14 protein-coding genes are annotated in these 19,723 nt (G+C 57.8%); 1 reads left to right on the top strand and 13 read right to left on the bottom strand.

Annotated elements, in window-relative coordinates; genetic code table 11:
* Positions 1-143 precede the first annotated feature (143 nt).
* The 6 genes from HX873_RS16840 to HX873_RS16815 form a co-directional block, all read right to left on the bottom strand.
* The gene (locus tag HX873_RS16840) at positions 144-743 is read right to left on the bottom strand and encodes a hypothetical protein (RefSeq protein ID WP_177040708.1); all 600 of its coding nucleotides are present in this window, start codon (positions 741-743) and stop codon (positions 144-146) included.
* Positions 740-1,300: an RNA polymerase sigma factor gene (locus HX873_RS16835; protein WP_003218160.1), complete on the bottom strand. Its 561-nt coding sequence runs from the start codon at positions 1,298-1,300 to the stop codon at positions 740-742. Before HX873_RS16835 ends, HX873_RS16840 begins: the two co-directional genes overlap by 4 nt.
* A 26-nt stretch (positions 1,301-1,326) precedes the next feature.
* On the bottom strand, positions 1,327-2,988 hold the full coding sequence (locus HX873_RS16830; RefSeq protein ID WP_177122934.1) for a VWA domain-containing protein: 1,662 nt from the start codon (positions 2,986-2,988) through the stop codon (positions 1,327-1,329).
* 74 nt (positions 2,989-3,062) lie between these two features.
* Complete coding sequence (locus HX873_RS16825) at positions 3,063-3,656, bottom strand: hypothetical protein (protein ID WP_008433680.1); 594 nt, start codon at positions 3,654-3,656, stop codon at positions 3,063-3,065.
* Between the two features lie 88 nt (positions 3,657-3,744).
* Positions 3,745-6,333, bottom strand: a complete 2,589-nt coding sequence (locus tag HX873_RS16820) for an autotransporter outer membrane beta-barrel domain-containing protein (protein ID WP_177037335.1) — start codon at positions 6,331-6,333, stop codon at positions 3,745-3,747.
* A 349-nt stretch (positions 6,334-6,682) separates the two neighbouring features.
* The gene (locus HX873_RS16815; protein WP_102367864.1) at positions 6,683-7,375 is read right to left on the bottom strand and encodes a hypothetical protein; all 693 of its coding nucleotides are present in this window, start codon (positions 7,373-7,375) and stop codon (positions 6,683-6,685) included.
* 390 nt (positions 7,376-7,765) lie between these two features.
* Between HX873_RS16815 and HX873_RS16810 the strand changes: the two genes are divergently transcribed.
* The gene (locus HX873_RS16810) at positions 7,766-8,023 is read left to right on the top strand and encodes a hypothetical protein (protein WP_008433674.1); all 258 of its coding nucleotides are present in this window, start codon (positions 7,766-7,768) and stop codon (positions 8,021-8,023) included.
* Between the two features lie 50 nt (positions 8,024-8,073).
* On the opposite strand, the gene HX873_RS16805 is transcribed toward HX873_RS16810, so the two are convergent.
* The 7 genes from HX873_RS16805 to HX873_RS16775 form a co-directional block, all read right to left on the bottom strand.
* Complete coding sequence (locus tag HX873_RS16805) at positions 8,074-8,463, bottom strand: hypothetical protein (protein WP_177122933.1); 390 nt, start codon at positions 8,461-8,463, stop codon at positions 8,074-8,076.
* 144 nt (positions 8,464-8,607) lie between these two features.
* The gene (locus HX873_RS16800; protein WP_008433671.1) at positions 8,608-9,096 is read right to left on the bottom strand and encodes an Imm6 family immunity protein; all 489 of its coding nucleotides are present in this window, start codon (positions 9,094-9,096) and stop codon (positions 8,608-8,610) included.
* Positions 9,097-9,454: 358 nt separating this feature from the next.
* Positions 9,455-10,180 carry a hypothetical protein gene (locus HX873_RS16795; RefSeq protein WP_008433670.1) on the bottom strand — a complete coding sequence of 242 codons (726 nt, stop codon included), beginning with the start codon at positions 10,178-10,180 and terminating at the stop codon, positions 9,455-9,457.
* A gap of 4 nt (positions 10,181-10,184) precedes the next feature.
* Complete coding sequence (locus HX873_RS16790; protein WP_008433669.1) at positions 10,185-10,346, bottom strand: hypothetical protein; 162 nt, start codon at positions 10,344-10,346, stop codon at positions 10,185-10,187.
* A gap of 136 nt (positions 10,347-10,482) precedes the next feature.
* On the bottom strand, positions 10,483-10,719 hold the full coding sequence (locus HX873_RS16785; protein WP_256579544.1) for a methyltransferase domain-containing protein: 237 nt from the start codon (positions 10,717-10,719) through the stop codon (positions 10,483-10,485).
* A gap of 135 nt (positions 10,720-10,854) precedes the next feature.
* A complete protein-coding gene (locus HX873_RS16780) occupies positions 10,855-11,313 on the bottom strand; it encodes an SMI1/KNR4 family protein (protein ID WP_008433668.1) in 459 nt (152 codons plus the stop codon).
* 6 nt (positions 11,314-11,319) lie between these two features.
* Positions 11,320-19,704 (bottom strand): DUF637 domain-containing protein, encoded by an 8,385-nt coding sequence (locus tag HX873_RS16775; RefSeq protein ID WP_177122932.1) that lies wholly within the window; start codon positions 19,702-19,704, stop codon positions 11,320-11,322.
* Between the last annotated feature and the right edge of the window lie 19 nt (positions 19,705-19,723).

The raw sequence follows: 19,723 nt of genomic DNA, 5'->3' as shown, positions 1-19,723 counted from the left end.
GCGATTGGTAATCGAAAAAATCAAGGCAATAAAAAACCCCTGAGCAATTGCTGCACCGAAGCGCATCAACCGACAGGGGCCGTGTTGCGAATGATTATAAAGGCCGGAAGTCTCTCGTCAACCACCGGCTGGCGACCTCCACCTCAAGGATTTTTCAACGCCTCCAACCGCGCCGGCAGATCCTCCTTGGGAAAGCGCTTATGCAACTCCAGCAGCTTCTCATCCGCCGCCTTCGCCTCTCCCGCCTGCCGCAACCGCAGGATCTCCTGCAGCCCTTGCTCCAATGGCGGCAGCACAACAGCCGAGCGCTTGCTCATCTTCGCCACCGGCTCATCCGCCAGCGAACCCGCGACTTCTGCCTGCACCTGCGGCGCACTGTCAGCCTGCGGAGCCACGGAGAATCGAGCCATCGGCGCGGCAGCCGGGGCCGGGCGGGCCAGTTCCTGCGGGGCGGCCGCGTAAGTGCCTGTGGATAACTCCGGCTGCGGCACCGGCGAGCGCGTTACCAAACCAATCATCAGGGCCACACCCGCGACGGTGGCAAACGCCATCTGCCAGCGCGGCCGTTGGCAGGCCTGTAACCAACGCTGCCACAGGCCGGGTTGCCGCACCGGTGCTTCACGGTGGGCGGTGGCCAGGATGAAGGCGTCCAGGGAAGCCGGCGGCTCGCCGCTGGTGTGTTGACGGAAATGCTCGATCAGCAGCTCGTCGTTCGAGTCCTGGGTATGTCGGGGGTCAGTCATGCGGGTACCTCCTCGGCCAGCAGTCGGCGCAGTTTCTGCTGGGCGTAACGCAAGCGGCTTTTTACCGTTTCCAGTGGGGCGCCGGTGAGCGCGGCGATTTGTGGCACTTCCAGCTCGCCATGCAGGCGCAGCAGGAACACTTCGCGCTGGTCTTCGGGCAAGTCTTGCAGTGCGCTGTCCAGGCGCGCCTGATCACGGCTCAGGCTCAGCAGTTGCTCAGGCCCGGCGCTGTCGTCGGGCTGGCCGTGAAGCTGCTCATCGTAGCTGTCGTGCAGCGGGTTGTGGATGCCGTGCTTGCGCCAGTGGTCGATCAGGCGGTTGCGGGCAATCTGGAACAGCCAGGTGCGAAAACTCGCCCGCCCCTGTGGCTCGCTGGTGCTGCGGATCAGGCTGAGCCAGGTGTCCTGGAACACTTCCTCGGCCAGTTCGGCCTTGTTGCTCAAGGACACCAGAAAACGGTACAGGCCCTGTCGATGCCGCGCATACAGGGCCTCGAACGCTGCACCGTCGCCGCTGCGGTAGCGGGACAGCAGGGCTTCGTCGCTGGGTGAATCCATCAGGTGGCGCACTCCTTTGAGGTGGATCAGTGTCTGGCCGGGGCCTGAAGGCTCTGGGCCAATTCGACCAGTTGCACAAATTCGCCGCGCAAACCAAAAGGGTCGTCGCCCCGAGCGGAGCGGGCCAATGCGGCCGTGTCCTTGAAACTCATGCTGCCAGTGTAGCGGCCATCACCCTTGAGTTGCTGGGCGAAGGCGGCCACGGCAGCAGAGAAACGCAGGTCGTCGCTGGTTTTGCCACTGTGCTGGTTGCTGATCGGGTGTTCGATCAGTCGGCTATCGCCGCCTTCCGCTGGTTTGTAGCGTACCCGCAACATCGCCAACTCATCAGTTTTACCGTCAGCCTTGGCCGCCGATGCGTAGCGCAGTGGCTCCAGCCAACCCTGTTCACCCTTCGGGACAATTTCATACAACGCGGTCACTGTATGCCCTGCACCGATTTCGCCGGCGTCGACCTTGTCGTTGTTGAAATCCTCACGCTTCAGGGCGCGGTTTTCATAACCCAGCAATCGGTATTCACTGACCTGCGCCGGATTGAATTCCACTTGCAGTTTCACATCCCGGGCCACCACGGCGAGGGTTGAGCTGAGCTGGTCCACCAGCACTTTGCGGGCTTCGCGCAGGTTGTCGATATAGGCGTAGTTGCCATCACCGGCATCGGCCAGTTGTTCCATCAGGTGTTCGTTGTAGTTATCCACACCGAAGCCGAGGGTGGTCAGGGACACGCCGCTTTTGCGCTGGTCGACCGCCATTTGCTTGAGGCTGTCGAAGTCACTGACGCCCACGTTGAAGTCGCCATCGGTGGCCAGCAGGATGCGGTTGATGCCTTTGTCGATAAACCCTTCGCGGGCCATTTGGTAGGCCATTTCGATCCCCGACGCGCCTGCGGTGGAGCCGCCGGCGGTGAGTTGGTCGATGGCGTTGCGGATTTTGGTTTTGTCCCGGCCCGAGGTGGGCTTGAGCACCACTCGCGATTCGCCGGCGTAGACCACCAGCGAGACGCGGTCCCGGTCGCGCAATTGATCCACCAACAGTTTCAGGGTGCTCTTGACCAGCGGCAGGCCTTCGCGGCGATTCATCGAGCCGGATACGTCCACCAGAAACACCAGGTTGGCCGGTGCCAGGTCTGCCACCGCGCGGTCCGAGGCCTTGATGCCGATGCGCAACAGTCGGGTGTGGGGGTTCCAGGGTGACGGTGCTACTTCAGTGGTCACGCCAAAGGGCGAGCCGTCGGTGGGCAAGGCGTAGTCATAAGGGAAGTAATTGACCATCTCCTCAAGTCGCACAGCACCTTCGGGCGGCAGGCTGCCTTGATTAAGGAAACGTCGTACGTTGGCATAGCTGCCGGTGTCGACATCGACGCTGAAGGTGGAGACCGGTGTTTCGGCAACGCTGCGAATCGGGTTGTCCGGGAGGTTCTGATAGTGCTCCCGAGGCTCGGTCTGGTATTGCATGGCGATCGAGTCGTTCATGACCAATCGCGACGCCATCGGTGCAGGCGCAACCATCCGCTTGACCATGGCCCCCTGGACGCTGGCGGGCTCACTTTGCACCTCCACGACAGGCGCCGACTCAGCGGGCTTGGCCACGTCACGGGATGAAGAGAGCCCACACCCGGCAAGCGCCACCAGCAGGGTCACGGTGAAGCCTTGGGCGGCAGGACGCAACAGCAGAAGAGGACGGGACATGGGCTGAACCTCGTGAATGAATGATCCGTTCACAAGGTCAGACGCAAGGGGCTGGCGATTCGGGTTAAAGCAACTTAGAGCGACGGAATATTTCCTGTCGCCGCCACAGTCGCCACCGGGACACGCTCATTAGGCGCAGTTACGTCATACACATGCTGCTCACAGCCCTTCCCGATAATCACGAATTCCACCAGGTAAACCTTTTGCTTCTCAGGCTTGAAGGTCGAACTCATGGGGCCGCACTCATACACATAGGTTTTGACGAGGCCGACATAGTTGGCGTTGTAGACCCGTGACTCGCCGATCACTTCAAAGGGCTGCCCCGGGTCAGCCTGCACTTCCAACTGCGGGAAGCGTTTGGCGACGGCGCTGTTGCCCACTTCGTTCATCTTGGCGATCCAGCCGAATACCTTGCCACGGCCGGAATCCACCACCGTCCCGAGGATTTCCGGTCGCTGGTCTGCATCGGAACTACGGCGTACGGAGAACTGCACCGGATAGGTAAAACCGGTTGCCTTCATGATGACCTTGGCGTGTTCGGCGTCCACCTCGACCTTTTTCTGCTGCAACTGGACGCCGTCCGTCAGCAGGCTTGGCGAGGAGTTCCTGGCAGTGGAGTGGCAGCCGGCCAAGACCAGGGCGAGGATTAAGAGTGAGGTCTTTTTCATGGGTTACTTCCTTGAGCACATTTAAAAGTCTGGCTCGGGCTACGTGGGAGAACCGCAGCCCGATGCCGTTTTCTATCGGCCGTAATACTTAAAACGCGTACCGCGCCTTGAGCATGACCCCATCGGCATCAAAACCACTGCGGGCCTGGCGGGTGTAGCTGGCACCCACGGTAAAGTCCGACACCTGGTAGTTCACGCCGACACTGGCTTCATAGCTGTCACGCGCCACCGAAGCGCCGGTGACGGTGAACGCAGAACCGCCGAGCACATAGCTGGAGGTTTGTGCGACGCGATCACCCATCAGGTCGTGATACGCCATCAAGGTTGCTTCCGGCTGCAAGCTACCGGCCCCCATGGGCAAGTTGCCCGCCAAGCGCACACCAGCGCCCAGCTCGCCCACTTCATAGCGTTGCGACTGGGTGCTCAGCGCGGCCGAGGAGCCCTTCTCGTTGAAACCGTCCATGCGCACGTTGGCGTAACGCGCTGCCACGCGCGGCTCGATCACCACGGCCTGCGACGGCTTGAAGCTGTAGCCGCCGATCACACTGGCAGACAGCACATTGCTGTCGTAACTGCCCTTGGCTGTGGTGCCGGCGATATGGCGTTTGCTGTCGTTGTCGTTATGGCCATAGCTGAGGCTGCCGTCGACAAACCAGTTTTGCAGCGACCAGTTGCCGTACAGCGACAGCGCATGGCCCTCCACATCGGTCTTGTTGCCGAGGTCGGAATGGATGTTGGAGTTAAGGTAGCTGTACGCCACGCCCAACGTGGTGGTGTCGTTCAAGCGCCCGTCCACACCCACGGCCATGCCGCTGCTGTTGGCCGAGTAGCCGTTGTTGCCGCCACGCCCGTCCTGGTCCATGTTGCTGCTCAGGCCCTGCACCCACACGCCGCCGGTTTGATGGCTTTCGCGCTGGTCGGTGAGGCGGTTGAAGATCGCGCCGTTGACCACGGTCTGGCCCGACAACGCCACGTCCAGGGCGCCGCGATTGACGTCCGGCTTGAGTTGTTCGCTGACCTGAGCAAGCTGCTGTGCTGTGCCGGCGTCAGCCAGGGTTTGGAACACTGGGTCGTTCTGATTGAGTCCGCTCAGTACGTCGTTTTTAAAGGTGTTCACCGCCGTCGCTGACGCAGCGCCGGCGCCCACCGCGGCGAGCTCCTGCTGCACTTGCTGGTTGTCTTTAACCGCCACTACGGCCTTGACCGTTTGCGCGTCGGCCGAGTAGCTCAGCACGTTCAGCAGAGAGGACGAGCTGGCCACAGACAGGCCATTGTCTTGCACGCTGGTGGCTTGCAACAGGGTGTACTGAGTGCCGTTGTTGGTGCTGGCGAAGTCGCCCGGCTTGGCGCTCACGGTCAGCTTCGAAGCCTGGGCGAAATTCGCTGCACCGTTGACAGTCAGGTACGGCGTGGTCGGCACTACGCTGTCGGCCAGGTGCATATCAATACCTGCGCCGCTAGCAACGTTGAGGTTGCCAGTGATCGCAGTACCGGGCGCCGACAGGTTCAGCGAGCCCGAGTTGACCGATACCGGCGCGATGATGCGGCTGCCGGTGAAATCGGCCTGGCCGGCGATATTCACGGCGTTGACGTTGAGCACGTCGCCGATGATCTTGCCGCCCGTCCAGTTCAAGGTGGCCAGGTTTGCCGCGTCGATGGCGATGCCGGCGTTACTGCGGATTTCGCCGGCTTGCTGGTTGATCTCGAACGCCGAGGTCTGGTCCGTGGCATCTACATGAATGGCTGTACCATCGGCGCTGATCGTGCCGCGGTTAACGATGCCGCGCGCGCCGGTCGCGCTGTTCTGGGCAAAGGTTGCCCCGGCAAACTCGAAGGCATTGGCGTTGGTGCCCGTGGCCTCGACGGTGCCGGTGTTGAGGATGTAGTCGACCGTACCGTTTAGAAACATCACCGTCTTGGCGTCATTGCCGTTGGCAGAAAGCAGGCCGCTGTTTTCGATGCGCAGAGGGTTGGTGTCGGTTTCCACCTCGATGCCCCAGGCGCCCTCGCCCGTCGCCTTGAGCGTGCCGGCGTTGAGGATTTTGCCGCCGACGGTGGTACCCAGATTGTTCTGGCGGTCGAGGATCAGGCCGATGGCGTAATCACCTTTCATGTCGATCACACCGGTGTTCGAGACGTCGCCGGCGATGGTGGTGCCATGCAGGTAAATGCCTTCGCCGCCATCCACGTAGGAAGGTGAAGCCGGCGGCGTCAGGGGCAGCGTGGAACGGATGGTGCCAGAGTTGATGACACTTCCACCGATGGTCGTCGCGCCGATCTCAAGGCCCTCGTAACCCCCATTTTTCATAAGAATGTTGCCCGCCTGGACCACGTCCCCGGTGACAGTTCCCGGGCTCAGGTTCTGCGGGCCCGACCAGAACAGCGGATCCAGGGCAATCGCACGGATGGCGGCGCCCTGGGAATCCAGAGTGATGTCGGCACGGTTGATCAACGAACCCTGGATAGTGGTGTTGGCCACACCCAGTCCGGCAGGGTTGGTGGTGGTCGGCACCACTACTTCGGAGAACGTCCCGTTGATAATCAATGACTCATTAAAGGTCTCGCCGACCCAAATGTTCTTGCCCTGCCCCAAGTCGAATTCCACCGCCAGCGCTTGCGTACTGATTGCGCCGACCATGAGTGCCAACAGGCTTTTCTGGAACTGCTTACGCTTCATTTCAAACTCCATGAACTACATTAAAAGCCGCCAATAGGCCCGGCGGCAGTAGGTGTGCTAAGCGAGGGATCAATTGATCCGAATGCATTCCCCCAGGGTGCCTTCCTGAAACGCAGGCGCGCGCCTGTGCACCACAGCGGGCGGTGACAGAAAAGAGGCTTGGGGGGCGAGGTTCACATTAATCCTTAATGTCATTTGAAAACGCTGCAGTCCATGCAGCCCGACCGGTTGCGGGTGGGCGGGGTAAAGACAATGGGATATACAAAATGTTCAAGGTGCTCGGCGGGTTCTATCAAACTGCTCGCGTCAGGATCAGCCACCGCAAGCCACGCGGCGACCTCTCGCTGGTCTACTTGAGCTCCTTCACCAAATAACTCCCGGAGATCTGCGTGATACCCGTCAACGCGCGGCGCAACGCCTCAGGATCAGTGCGATATGTGAGCGGCGTGTAGCCGTAGACATTCTGGCCATTGAACGGCGTGATCGACTCCACCGTGCGCCAGAGCATCTCGTCGCCACGGTCCATGCGCGCCACCACGGTGAGCGTCGGGTAGACCACGCTGCTGAAACCCTGGGTCAGGCGAAAGCCCCACTCGCCTACCGTCAGTTGAATCTGCGCATCGGCCGGCTCGTCGTCACCCACCACTTTGAGCGATGACGTCTTACCCAAGGCATCAATGAAGGCCTGCTTGAGCAACACACCCAAGTCGATATTTTCGGCGTCCATCACCGTGAGGATCGCCGCCGGCGTCGACATCTCGGCCAGTTGCCCCGCCTTCATGCCGGCGGCAAACCCCGCGCCGCTCAAGGCCGCCGTGCCCAACTTGGACGCGCCGCTGGCCATGCCGACGCCCGCGCCAAGCCCGGCGCCCAGGGCCGCACCCCAGGCTTGTTCACGGCCCATGTAGACCATGTTCTTTTCCCACTTTACGGGCAGCACTTTGACCGTCTTGACCTGCGCACGATGCTCGGGCGTGAGGGGCTGGCTGACGCAGCCGCCGAGGATGAGGGTGGAGAGGAGAATCAGGAGAAGGTTTTTCACATCAGTCCTTTAATGTTGGTGGTGGGTGGATGCGTTTAATCATCGCCAGGGTGTCGGCAATGGGGGTGAAGACATGAGGCATTGGGAGTGGGCCAGTACTTTGCTGCCTTGCGTGGGTTTGGGTGCGGGCTTATAGTCCGGGCCGTCGCCCACATGGCGATTCAGGTTTGGCGACCTGACAACAGAGCGCAAAAGCATCCCGCTTCTATGCAGGTGTTTTTGCACCCGCAAAGCTGTGCATGATATGGCGGCTGTGCGCGGGAGACCTTCGGGTCTGCCGGTTTTCTCTGTTGCCGGTTCGCCAACCTGCGTACGGCCGCCACCCATTCGTTTGGCGACGAATGAGTGGTGGCTTAATCCACCAACAGAGTACTGACAATGAATCGATACATGCCCCTCACGGGCCACGACTGCACCGTCCCCGCCCTGCTTATCGACACCCATGCGCCCCTCGATGTCCTCCACGACGCCGCCGTGTACCGGATTCGCGCCGTCACCCAACTGCTGGAAAACCTGGCCTTCCGCGACCAACTCAGCAGCGATGCTGTGGTGCTTCAAGACTTCGCCCAATTGCTGGCGATTCCGCTGCGCGATGGGTGTGATTTGCTGGATGTCATCAGTCGCAGACTCAATACCGATCCATCCTGAGTAAAAGCCGGGCGGCCTGGGTGCCGCCCCTTTAACTCGGTTAAACAACCTCACTTACCATGAAGCAAAACTTTTAAAGCATCTTTAGAAACGCACACTATGCGTGCCCACTCTTCTTTTTCCAAATACTCTTTATCAGAAAGATCAGGACCATACTTATCAAAAAGCGCGTCAATAGCTTGAACCACGTCCTCGATGGCTCTAGCTTCCTGATCATTTTTCAAAACTAGCCCTATCCAAGTGTATGCATTTTCAGCGAGCCCTGCATCGTCATATAAAAAATGTATTGTGTAATCAAGTTCATCATAAGCTAAATTCGGCGATGAACGTTCTACCCAGGCACGGAACTGGTAATCTGAGTCCGACAAACCTGCCAGATAGGAAACCAGCTCCTCTCTCATACTCGGAAATTTTAACTCGGAGAGTTCCAAGTTTTCCATTTTTTATACTCACTCTGGGCAAAGGGGACGGATTTATTTAATTGACCTAGCTGGAGTTTTTAAATCTAATATTTAAACAAATCCGTCACTTTTACGTCCTAAATAAATCCTTGCCCTTTACGTTAAAGAGCAACTCTGCCAGCATTAAAACGTGGATTGCCCCCTATTTTCCAAAACGTGTGCAGATAGATAAACACTCAACTTATCAGACAAGCCTATCCGTTCAATATAAGCAACAATATATACAGCAGAGCTCTCGTCCGCCTCACATACCGGCTCAGACATTTGCTCTTGTAGCCCTACAATCTTATAGGCCTTATTGGCAAAAAAACCGATCACCAACAATATTAAAATTAAACTATTTTGTTCTACGCTTTCAGATGCAAAATTTCCTTCTGCCAGCGGTCCGCTCTGCATATCATCGGAGTCTAGATAATATGCTAATTCATCAGCACTGAGCCCTCGATCAGACAACCATCGCCAACACTTATCAACTGCCTCCTGACATTTTTTTTGCGTATCACTCGCCGAGTCAAGGTTACGTAGAGCATAATCAAGCAACAGAAGGAAAATTGAGGCTTTCTTTACCCACATCATACTGTCAATGACTTTAAGCGCTTCTTCATTGTCCATTAACTATTCTCCCATCTTTAACTAGGACTGTTAGACGATTTGGCATTGCTGCCCCTCCCTCAGCGGTAACTCTTAGCAGAAGAGTAGGATAGCGCTGACTGAATTGTTTAACCACCCCATTCAGGTCACTATTACCCGTCAAACCTGCACTACACTTATTACAGATACCACTTGCATTTGGTTAAAGGGGACGGATTTATTTAATTAACTCATAAGAAATTTTTAATATTTAAATAAATCCGCCCCCTTTACGCTGTTATATCATCGACCGAGAAATAGGGGGTCAGACCACTATTAATACTTTAATTAGAAAACCGTGGCCTGAACCCTATTTCCCGCGCCCGATTCTCGCTCTAATTCACGCGTTAAACAAAACTTCTCTCAGCAAGTCCTGCCTCTCTGCCTGAGCCCCTACGGCTGCAGTGAAGCACTGATTATAGGCAGCAATCTTCAAAACGCCGCCCAAATCTTCTACTGCAAAGCAGTCGATATCCATTAACTTCTTTTCGTCGACACCCACTAACTGAAGCAAGGATTTGCTTACCCACATGAAAGCGCCAACCGCCTCAATGTAGCCGTTTCTTAAAACCCAACGCCCAGGATTTTTTGATATATCTACGACCTCTTGGGTCAGCGGAAAAGGCAGCCCATTACTTTTCTTGGGCAGATGAGCGTGTTCGACGCGCTCAACTTCAAAGAGCGTAAGACTCTCGGCATTTTGCCATCGATCATACTCGGCGTCGTAAATTCGAGCCTGAACAAAGCCGGGCTCATCGATTAAAGCTTCAATCAAGGTCTGTGCAACTTCAATCGAATTCGCCAGGTGTTTCATATCAAGCCGATAAAACGCTTTATCTGCCACATACGAAAACTCGACAGAACCGTTTGCCAGCTCAATAAAAAAACTCTGACACTTGTTTTTCTCCAAGTAATTCGAAACGTCCGCCAACCCTATTTTCTTGCCGGTAAAGCCATCAATGACGGTATCCTCATTAAAGTTTTTGAGCTGTTGTATTAGCCGCCCCCATACAACTGAAGCGCCATCATGTAGCCTCTCGCTAAAGACAATTTCAATTTCAGCCATATGATTAGCCACCGAACTCTTTAATAATCACAGTAATATTACGTTGCTTTCCATACTCTATAAGCTTGCTCGCGTCAGCCATTCCGCCCGGTTGAACTCGGATGTCCAAAATTTTCGTTGCCGGTACGCCATCCACGGTAATTTTTGAACTTTGCAAGGTGTCCATATGGGTTCTCATGTCATAAGACCACCCTTTACCTCGGGTATCAATCGTTTTCAAACTCACCACATTGGGTCAAAGGGGACGGATTTATTTAATCAACTCATCTGGATTTTTAAATATTTAAATAAATCCGTCCCCTTTACGCACTTGGTATTTTTCCGTAAGGGTTCGCAGCATTTGCGTTGACAAATATCTTTCCACCAGGCTCAACCACGCGAGTAGCTTCCGGAAGAAAATCCATCATTGAGTTAGTACCACCTGCACTCTTGGGAATGAATGGGTTACTAGCAACAATCTCTCCCACCGAACTATCCTTGAAAGGAAGTTTCGTTGCGTCCGCTCGAATACCAGACTGAATATCTGCTCGGACATCCACGTTTATAGCACCAGGAGTTTGAGCATTCTTCCCACCAAATAACTCAACAGTGGGTTTCCCACCAGAACTAGCTAATTCTCCTGTCGCTTTTGCACCGAGCCTTTCTCAACCATTTTTTAAACGCAGAATCGTTATTCAACTGAAAGACATTATTCTTTTTTCTAAGAAATCTATAAAGTTTTTCGCATACAAACTAGAAGTTTGATCAGAAAGTTCAAGCCTATAAACAGGATACTCTCCATCATTAAGACCATCGTCCGTGGCAAAATAAAATGATTCCCCTGCACCCGGCGGTTCGCAGATAAATAGCCTCTCCTTCCCACACAACCCATTTCGACCGTTAACGATTGACATATAAACGATATCCCCCCCCCTTACACTATCAAAATCCATTTCGTAGATACTATAAATCTCCTCCCCAGATATTTCCCCGCCAGAATAACACTTCAGCCACCATTTATAGCTATCAGGCAACTTCAACCCAAGACGAGCTTCAGCTTTATAAATCCACTCATCAGCAATCCCGTCACCATAATCAGCAAACTCAACGTAATCCGACTCTTTAATAAGATTAATTATTCTCGAATAATCCACGCCTAATTACTCCCCGCTCCGAGCCCGCAACTTCCAATAATCCGACTGATAAGAGTTAAACTCTTTAGCCTGCTTTGTCAATGTTTTTGCATTCAAATCCGTAGGAACTGAAACATAGTCAGTCGTAGGGTTTCTGTATTCTGCAGAGTCTTTGTAACGAGTATACCTAAAGCTTTGAGCGGCATTGGATGGGACATGAAGAACACTGCTATTCTGGCTATGGAAAACAGAACCAACTTCTGCAAGTGAACCACGAGTACCAGCGAATCCATTAACTTCAGTTTGCGAGAGATGATGTAACTCAACTGATTTCCCATCATACCCAATTGGTGCTCGACCCGAGGCCATCCTCTCAAGGTTTGAGCCTTCAACAGTTTTACCTCGTACTCTCCAGGTCGATAGGGCCTCTGGGTCAAAGAGGTCGTTACGTTGATAAACAGTCCTATCTAGAACTGTTGTTTTATTCCAAAAAACATCAACTTTAGGCGTCGTACTTGCAACATTACTACCCGCCGTCGTGCCCGTACCAGCAGAACCTAGCCCTTTTGCACCACTGGCAAGCTCTCCAGCTAACTTACCATTAAAGTATTTACTCGCGCCGCCAAACAGAGCCGCCTGAGCTGCGGATTTCGCCGTGCTCCATGCCAGGTCAGACGTTACGCTCGACTCTCCTGGAAAGGTTTCCGGAAAGAAAGAAGCTAGCACTCGGTCGGGCTCATTGGATTTAAAATCCGCCGTAATCCGGCTAGCAGAATCCCATGCCCCCACCATCGAGGTGGTGCCAAGCGCTCCTAAGCCGATGGGTAAGGCACAGGTAACAACGCCAACACATGCGGGTGACGACATCACCATCCCGGTATATGCAGTAGCCCCTCCGACTAGGCCAAGGGCAGTGTCTTTGCTTGCTCCAACGACCTGCACCGCCTTGCCGTGAGCATTGAGCGTATCGTCGCTCCAATCCTGCCAACTACGGCCACCAAACTGGCCGGTCGCCTCAAGTAACGCGATCTCCTCACTAAAAGTGGCGCCGCGATCCTGAAGTGCCTTGAAGTCCTTATAGGTTTCATCGTTGGTCGGGATCGACTCTGCGCAACTAACCAAAGCGCAGGCCGCCGCATTCAAACGATCAGCCTTTTCCGGATGGAACCGTCGCTGTTCATCCAACGCATCGGCTTGAGACTTGTGAAGCTGGTGGTTGTACTGCGTGGCATTTTTCGCCACCCAGCCACCCTTCTCCAATTTGCTAGCATCTGCATCTTTTTGTGTGGCCGCAGCTAAAACACCGACCAGTTGAGAACTCATGGACAACAATGTCTTGTCGCCCTTCACGATGTCGTTAAGCTGTACGACCAGTGCCTCATTGGCGCCGGCTGCCAATGCGCCTGTACGGAAATCTCCACCCGTTGCTTCGGCCAAGAGGCCACCGACCATCGCATGAATCGCGATCTTGGGAATTGAACCGTTTTCGATGTTCCACTTTTTCGTGTAGTCGCCGACGGCATTGAAGCTGGCCGCTGCCAGGGTATTGAATAGCGCAGTTTTCAGCGCCTCACTCCCACTGCCGCCCTGCCCCAATGCTTTACTCAACAGCGTTGAAGTACCGCCTTGCAATGTCTGGTTCGCGGCAAACTGCCCTACACCAGTCCATGTGTTGAGCTGTGGCCCCGTTATTTGCTTAGTCGCCTGATCAGTATGAGTTCCGGTCCAGCCATCAAAATAAGCTGCGGTCAATCCAGCGGTCACACCGGAAATCGTATACCCCTTCAAAGCATCCGAAGAGGTGACATCCTTGAACACCGCCCCTAAGTTGCCACGATTATTAACGACACTAACCGTCGCATTGGTCGCAGCGCCTGCCGCTACGGCTCCCGCACCTGCCGCGACAGCGACGCCTGCTCCAGCACCTGCAGCCGCAGTCATTGCCAACGGCCCGACAAATGCGGCCATCAGAATTGCTATTACAATCTGCGAGCCCGCACCTAAACCGGAGTTACTGTATTTGAAGCTATCGTGGATCTCTTTGACTTGGCGCCAGTCCACGTCACCGCGCTTTTCAGCATCCTTGAGCCAAGCCAGATTCGGATCGGCTTTGACCATGGTATCGATGGTCTGACTAACGGTTTGCTGATCGATCTGCCTGACATCAATCTTCAATCCGTCGACAGCTTTGATAACGACCTGCCCTTGAGCGATCATTTCACTCTGGCGCAGCGTTTCGTCAGTGTTGCCTTTACCTTTGGCGCTGAACCAAGCGAGGTCACCCTTGCTCTTGGTATGGCTCTCGTCATGAAGGTCTTTGACGCCTTCAAAGACGATGGCCCCGCCACTGTTAAGAATGATGTCATTACCACTATCAAGCTTCGCGACCTGGTAACGCTGGTCACCTTCGCTGATCAACGTGAGGTTGCCGCCAGTCTTGATCTCGGTCCCAACGTTCGTGGTGCGGGTTACTTCGTCTCGCTGCTCTTTCTTCGCGCCCCAGCCACCGTTCTCCTTCATGTCATACAACGTATGAGTACTGTTCTGCGCCGCCAGCAAATTCAACTTATCCCCGCTATACAGATAAGCCTCATTCCCCGCACTGATCTTGCTCGCCACCAGCGTGGTGTCGCGCCCGGCCTGGCTCGTAAAGTCCCTGCCCGCCGTCAGCACACTGGCTAACTGCGTGGTCTGCTCATCCGCGGTCTTAATGCGTTTCTTGCCGTCTTTTTCCTTGCCTTCGACGTTGTGCACATCGCTGACAGACGCCACGTTGAAATCGCGCCCGGCCTGAATGTTCAGGTCCTTACCCGCGGTGGCGTTGCTGCCGATGATGTTGACGTCTTGCCCCGCCACCATGCTCAGGTTGCCACCGGCCGTGACCGTGGCCGCTTGGTTTTTCACGTCGGTGGTGATGCTGGATTTGTGCCCGCCGTCGCTGAAGGCGTGGATCTCGCTGGTGTCGCTGACGGCGATCAGGTTGAGGTCGCGCCCGGCTTTCAGGTCGGCATCGCCGCCGGCGGTGAGTGCACCGTGGTTGGTGAGGTCGCGGCCAGCGTCGATGGCCAGGTTTTCGCGGGCGGTGATGGTGCCGGCGCTGCTGTCGGTGAGGGTGCGCATGCCGGCACCCTGGCGCACCTGGATGGCGGTGTTGTCGTTGGTGATGTCGCCCTTCAGGGTGGTGAGGCTGACCTGGGTGCCGCGTATCTCGCCAGCCATGGAATTGCGGATGCTGTCCTGGGCCAGCAGGCTGAGGTTGTTGCCGGCCTCGATCAGGCCGCCGGTGTAGAGGCTGCCGCTGCTGGCCACTGAGAGGTTGTTGCTGGCGCGCAGGGTGCCGACGTTGATCAGGTCGCCGCCGGTCATCAGGTTGAGGTCGCGGCCCTGGATCAGGCTGTTGCCGCGCACGTTGCGGGAGTCGGCCTGGGCCAGGTAGAGCACCGGCACGAGCACGGTCTGGCCGTCGACCACGCGGTTTTCCATCCACACGATGTCGTGGGTCAGGGCGCCGACTTGCTGGTCAGTGAGGGATACGCCGACGCTCAGGCGCAAGGCGTCCTTGCTGGCCAGGGCGTTGTCCATCAGGTAGCGGAACTGGTCGTAGTCGCTGGTCAGGCCACCGGCGAGGAAGCGTTGCCCGGTTTGCGCCAGCACCGCATCGCGGATCAGCCGTGACTCGTATTGCCCGTCACCCAGGCGACGCCAGGCGTTGTCGGGGCTGTAGCCGAGCTTGCCGAGCATGTAGTCGGAGCTGAAGAAGCCCGCCACAGTGGTGAGGTTCGGGTTGGTCTCGATCAGGTAGTGACTGGTGGGGTCGGCGTTTTTGATGAACAGGCCGTAGTCGCCCTTGGGCAACTGGAAGCCGGGCGCGGTGGTGGGGTCGACCGGGGTGAAGGACTCGCCGGTGTAGTCCACGGGTACGTAGCGGCCGTCGGGCGCGATGCTGGTCACCGGCAATACGCTGCTCGGCGCCTGGGCGGTGGCGTCGTTGACGTGCTTGCTCAGGTTGATGTTGATGCCGCCGACGGGGATGCCGGTCTGGTCGTCACCGAGGGTGCCGGTCAGTTGCTCCAGGGTGTTGGTGTGCAACGTGCCATTTTGCAGGGTGCGCGCAACGTTGAGGTTGACCGCGCCACCGGCCTGTATCGTCGCGGTGTAGCCTGGGCCGCCGTTGTCGGTCCAGGTGGTGACGTTGCTTTGCTCGGAGAAACGCCAGTCGCTCGACCGGGCCTTGAGCACCTCAAAGCGTGCTTCATCGAAATTACCCGCTGCCACTGCTGCGTTGAAGGCGGGTACGTCGATGTATTCCATCCGGTCCCACTCATCGGTGTCGATGCGCTGCGGGGTGCCGATGACGATGGTGTTCTGCCCGGTGCGAGTCGCGGCGCCCTGGTTGAGCAGGTCGTTGGCGGTGATGCTCAGGTTGCCATTCGCCGCCAGCAGGCTATAGCGGTTCTGGACGTTGTCGCCCTGGATCAGCAGGTCTTTGCCCGCCACCAGGCGCGCAGAGGCCGAGTCCTTGATCGCGGATTCAAGGTAGGTCTGGTTGATGGTGATTTGACCGCGCTTGAACGAGTCGTGCCCGCCGCAGTGCTGGCCGCACTGCCAATTGAGGCTGCCGGTGGTGATGGTCTGGCCCAACTCGAATTCAGCCTTGGCGTTTTCCACATTCCGCGCACTGATGCCGATATTGCCTTCGCTTTCAACCGTACCGGAAAGGTTGCTGAAGCCCGCCGCCATGCCGCCATCGAGCGCCGCGAAACTCAGGTTGCCCTTGCTGTAGACGTCGCCGTACAGGTTGCTGAAGCTGTTCCCGCGCAGGGTCAGATCGCCGCCGCTGAACAGCAGCGTGTCGGCGCTATTGCTGATGCCATTGCTGGCGCTGAGGTTGACGTTGCCTTGTGAACCGAGGGTGCCGCGGTTGTTGATGTGTGCGGCGGCAATGTCGAGTTGCTGGCGTGCGGTGAGGTAGCCGAGGTTATCCAGCGTACCGCCCAGGGTGATGCGGGTGGTGGTGCCGCCGGCCAAACGCCCGCCGTTCTGGCTGAGGTTGTTGGCGACCACGCTCAGTTTTTGCTGGGCCGAAAGGCGGCCACTGTTGGTCATGTCGCCGGTCAGGTTGACACTCAGGTCACCGTCGCTGAGCAACTCGCCCGCGTTATCCAGGCTGGCGATATCCAGGGTCAGACCCTTGGCGCTGGCCAGGCGGTCGCCGGCCTTGAGGCTCAGGCCCTGGGTGCTGGTGTAGTGCAAGGCTTCATTGAGTTGCACACGGCCGAGGCCATCGACCCGGCCGAACGACCAGTCGGCGGTGCCCAGGCCATTGATGCTGCCCTGGCTGCCGCTGAGGCTGCTGGTATTGAGGCTGAACACGCCGGTGCCAGCGTGCTGCAGTTGCCCGGCCTGGTTATTCAGATGCCCGGCGCTGAGGCTGAAGGCCTGGCTGCCGAATTCAAGAATGCCGTTCTGGTTATTCAGTTGGTCGGTGACCGTCAGCGTGCTGCTGGCGCCTTCCATCGCCCGCAGTTGGCCGCCCGCGCTGTTGTCGAGGTTGCCGCCATTGAAGGTCAGGCCCTGGTTGGACTCAATCAGGCCGCCTTGGTTGGTCAGTTGGGTACGCGAGGTCAGGCTGAGCTGATTGCCGCTGATCTGGCCGTTGGCGCTGTTGTCCAGAGTGGCGCCGGAGACGGTGACGTGCTCCTTGCCGAACAGTTTGCCGCCCCGGTTGGTCAAGGCCTCGACCGTCAGTTGCAGGTCGCTCTTCAAGGCGGTCAACGCGCCGGCCTTGGTACCGTCTTGGCTGTTGTCGACGCTGTCGGCTGTCACCGTCAAGCTGTCGCCTTGCACGGTGCCGCCCTGGTTGTTCAAGGTGCCCAGCGTCAGGTCGACCGCCGCACCACCGCTGAGGATCATGCCCTGGCGATTGCTCAGGTCCTGGCCGCGGTAGCTCACGCCCTGATTGCCAGCCAGGAGTTGGCCCTGGTCGTTGTCGAGGGTTTGCGCCGCGATATCCAGGCGCTTGCCCCGCAAGGTGCCGCTCTGGTTGTTGAGGGTGGTCAAGGCCTTGACCAGCACACTGCGTTCGGCGGCGTCGATCACACCGTTGGTGTTGGTCAGCAGGTTGCTGATGTTGAGGGTGATGTCGCCGTCATTGCTGACCAGCGCGCCCTTGCTGCTGTTGTCGAGGTCTTGCGCGGTGACAGTGAGGGCCTTGCCCAGCAGGATCCCGGCGCTGTTGCCCAGGCGCTTGCCGGTCAGCAGCAGGTCACCCTCACTTTGAATACGGCCCTGGGTGTTGAGCAATTGGTCGTTCAGCACCACGCTCACACCCGGCACACCACCGGCCAGCAACCCGGCACTGCGGTTGTCGAGGCTGCCGGCGCGCACGTCCAGTTGGTCACCGACGATACGCCCGGCGCGGTTGTCGATCTGCCCGCTTCGCGCATCCAGCAGCAACTGCTTGCCGATGATGGCGCCGCCCTGGTTATCCAGGCTCGCGGCGTGCAGTTCGATGTCGCCCTGGGCGGCCTGCAAGTGACCTTTGGCGTTGTTCAGCTGTTGGGCGACGGTCAAGGTCAACTTGCCGGCATCCGCGCTGAGTACACCTGCGTCGTTGTTGCTGAGGCTGCCGAGGGTAGCGGTGAGTTGCCCACCCACCAGCTTGCCGTCCTGGTTGGCGACGTCACCGGCGCGCAGGTTCAAGTCAGTGCCAGCCTGGGCATGACCCTGGCTGTTGTTGAAGGTGTTGGTGACGGTGAGGTTGAGCGCGCCTTTCTCGGCACTGATCAAGCCCTTGGCACTGTTGTCGAGGCGGGCGGCGTTGACCGTCACGGCGTCGGCAACCAGGAAACCGTTCTGGTTGTTGATTGTGTCCGCTGTTACACCGAGGTTGCCCGCGACAATCTGCCCGCCGGTGTTATTCAGCGTGCCGCTGTTGAGCGTCAAGCTGCCGCCCGCGACCTGGATATGGCCCTGGCGGTTATCCAGCGAATCGGTTTGCAGCGTTGCCGCCTGATCGGCACCGAAGCGAATCAGCCCGCCGAGGTTGACGATGGCCGGCGCGTTGATCGCCAGCGCTTGCTCGCCATACACCCGCGCGGTGGCGCCCTGGTTGGTCAGTCTGGCACTGTTCAGCGTGACGGTTTTACCCTGGATCACTGCGCCCTGGTTGTTCAGTTCCCGGGTGGCCGTGGCGCTCAGCGAGCGGCTGGCCAGGACGTTGCCGCTGGTGTTCAGGGTTTGCGTATTCACCACCACATCGCCGGTGGCATTGCGGCTGTTATCGGCCTGCACGCCTGCTTCGATGATGCCCGGGTTGGTGACGGTGGTGGCTTTGAGTTCGATGCGTTGGCCAGCGGCCAGGCTCTTTTGGTTGACCAGTTCTTCAGCACTGCTCACCTGCACATTGCCGGCGGCGTAGACCTTGTCGGTCAGGTTCACGTTCTGCGCGGTGACCTTGAGGTTACCGGTGGTCGCCGTCTGCGCCATGCTCAGGCGCCCGTTGGCATCCAGCTGGATGTCGCCGCCACTGGCGGCCAGCGTACCGTCGAGTTTCACCCCTACGCCGGCTTCGGTGCCCACCAGTTTGATCGCACCGGCGTACATGCCGCCCAATGCCGAGGAATCGATGGCCAGCTCGGGCTTTGCGCTGCCGTCATCGGCGCGCGCGGTGGCTTTCAGGCTGTTGGCATCGACGTCGTTACGCCCGGCAATGACGGTCAATTCTCGTGCATTGATCTGCGCATTGATCTTGGCCGAACGGGTGATGATCTCGAAGCGGTCGACGTTACTGGCGTTCAGGCCCTGGCCGTCGATGGTCACGGCACCGCCGTCAACCTGATAACGCTGCAACTGGCCGCTGGCGTCGAGCACCGGTTTGCCGGTGGTGAGGGTCACGTTGGGGGTGTTGATGAAGCCGCAGCCGCTGCATGTAACGCCGTACGGGTTGGCGACGATGACCTTGGCCGACTGGCCCGCCACTTCGGTGTAGCCGCGCAGTTGGCTGGGGCTGCCGCCGTTGACTTCGTTGAGGATGACGCTGGCCGCGCCGCCCTTGAGGTTGGGGTTGCCGACGATGTAGCCACCCAGCTGGGTGTTCGTCATGGGGCCGTTGGCGTTGTTGAGGATCACGCCGTTGGGGCCGACGTTGTAGTCCTTGAATTGGTTATGGGACAAGCCACTGCCATTGGGGGTGGCGATGTTTACCACCGGTACGCCATTGCCGGCCTGGCCGACGGTGGTGCCCGGCGCACTGACCACAATGCCTCCGGCCTGGGCCAGCAGCGGCTGCCAGAACAGCGCGTTGGCCAGGATCAGCACCAACCCGCGCTTGGGCAGGCCGAAGAACGAGTCTCGCGGTTTCAGCGCAGCAGAAGGTTGGCGGGCCAGGAAGGCAAAGTGGCGAACATCCATTGTCATATTCTCGATGTAA

It is taken from the genome of Pseudomonas sp. P7758, from assembly GCF_013386485.1.
GTDB lineage: Bacteria > Pseudomonadota > Gammaproteobacteria > Pseudomonadales > Pseudomonadaceae > Aquipseudomonas.
Note: the sequence above shows the minus strand (reverse complement) of the source record. Positions and strands in the feature narration are given on the sequence as shown.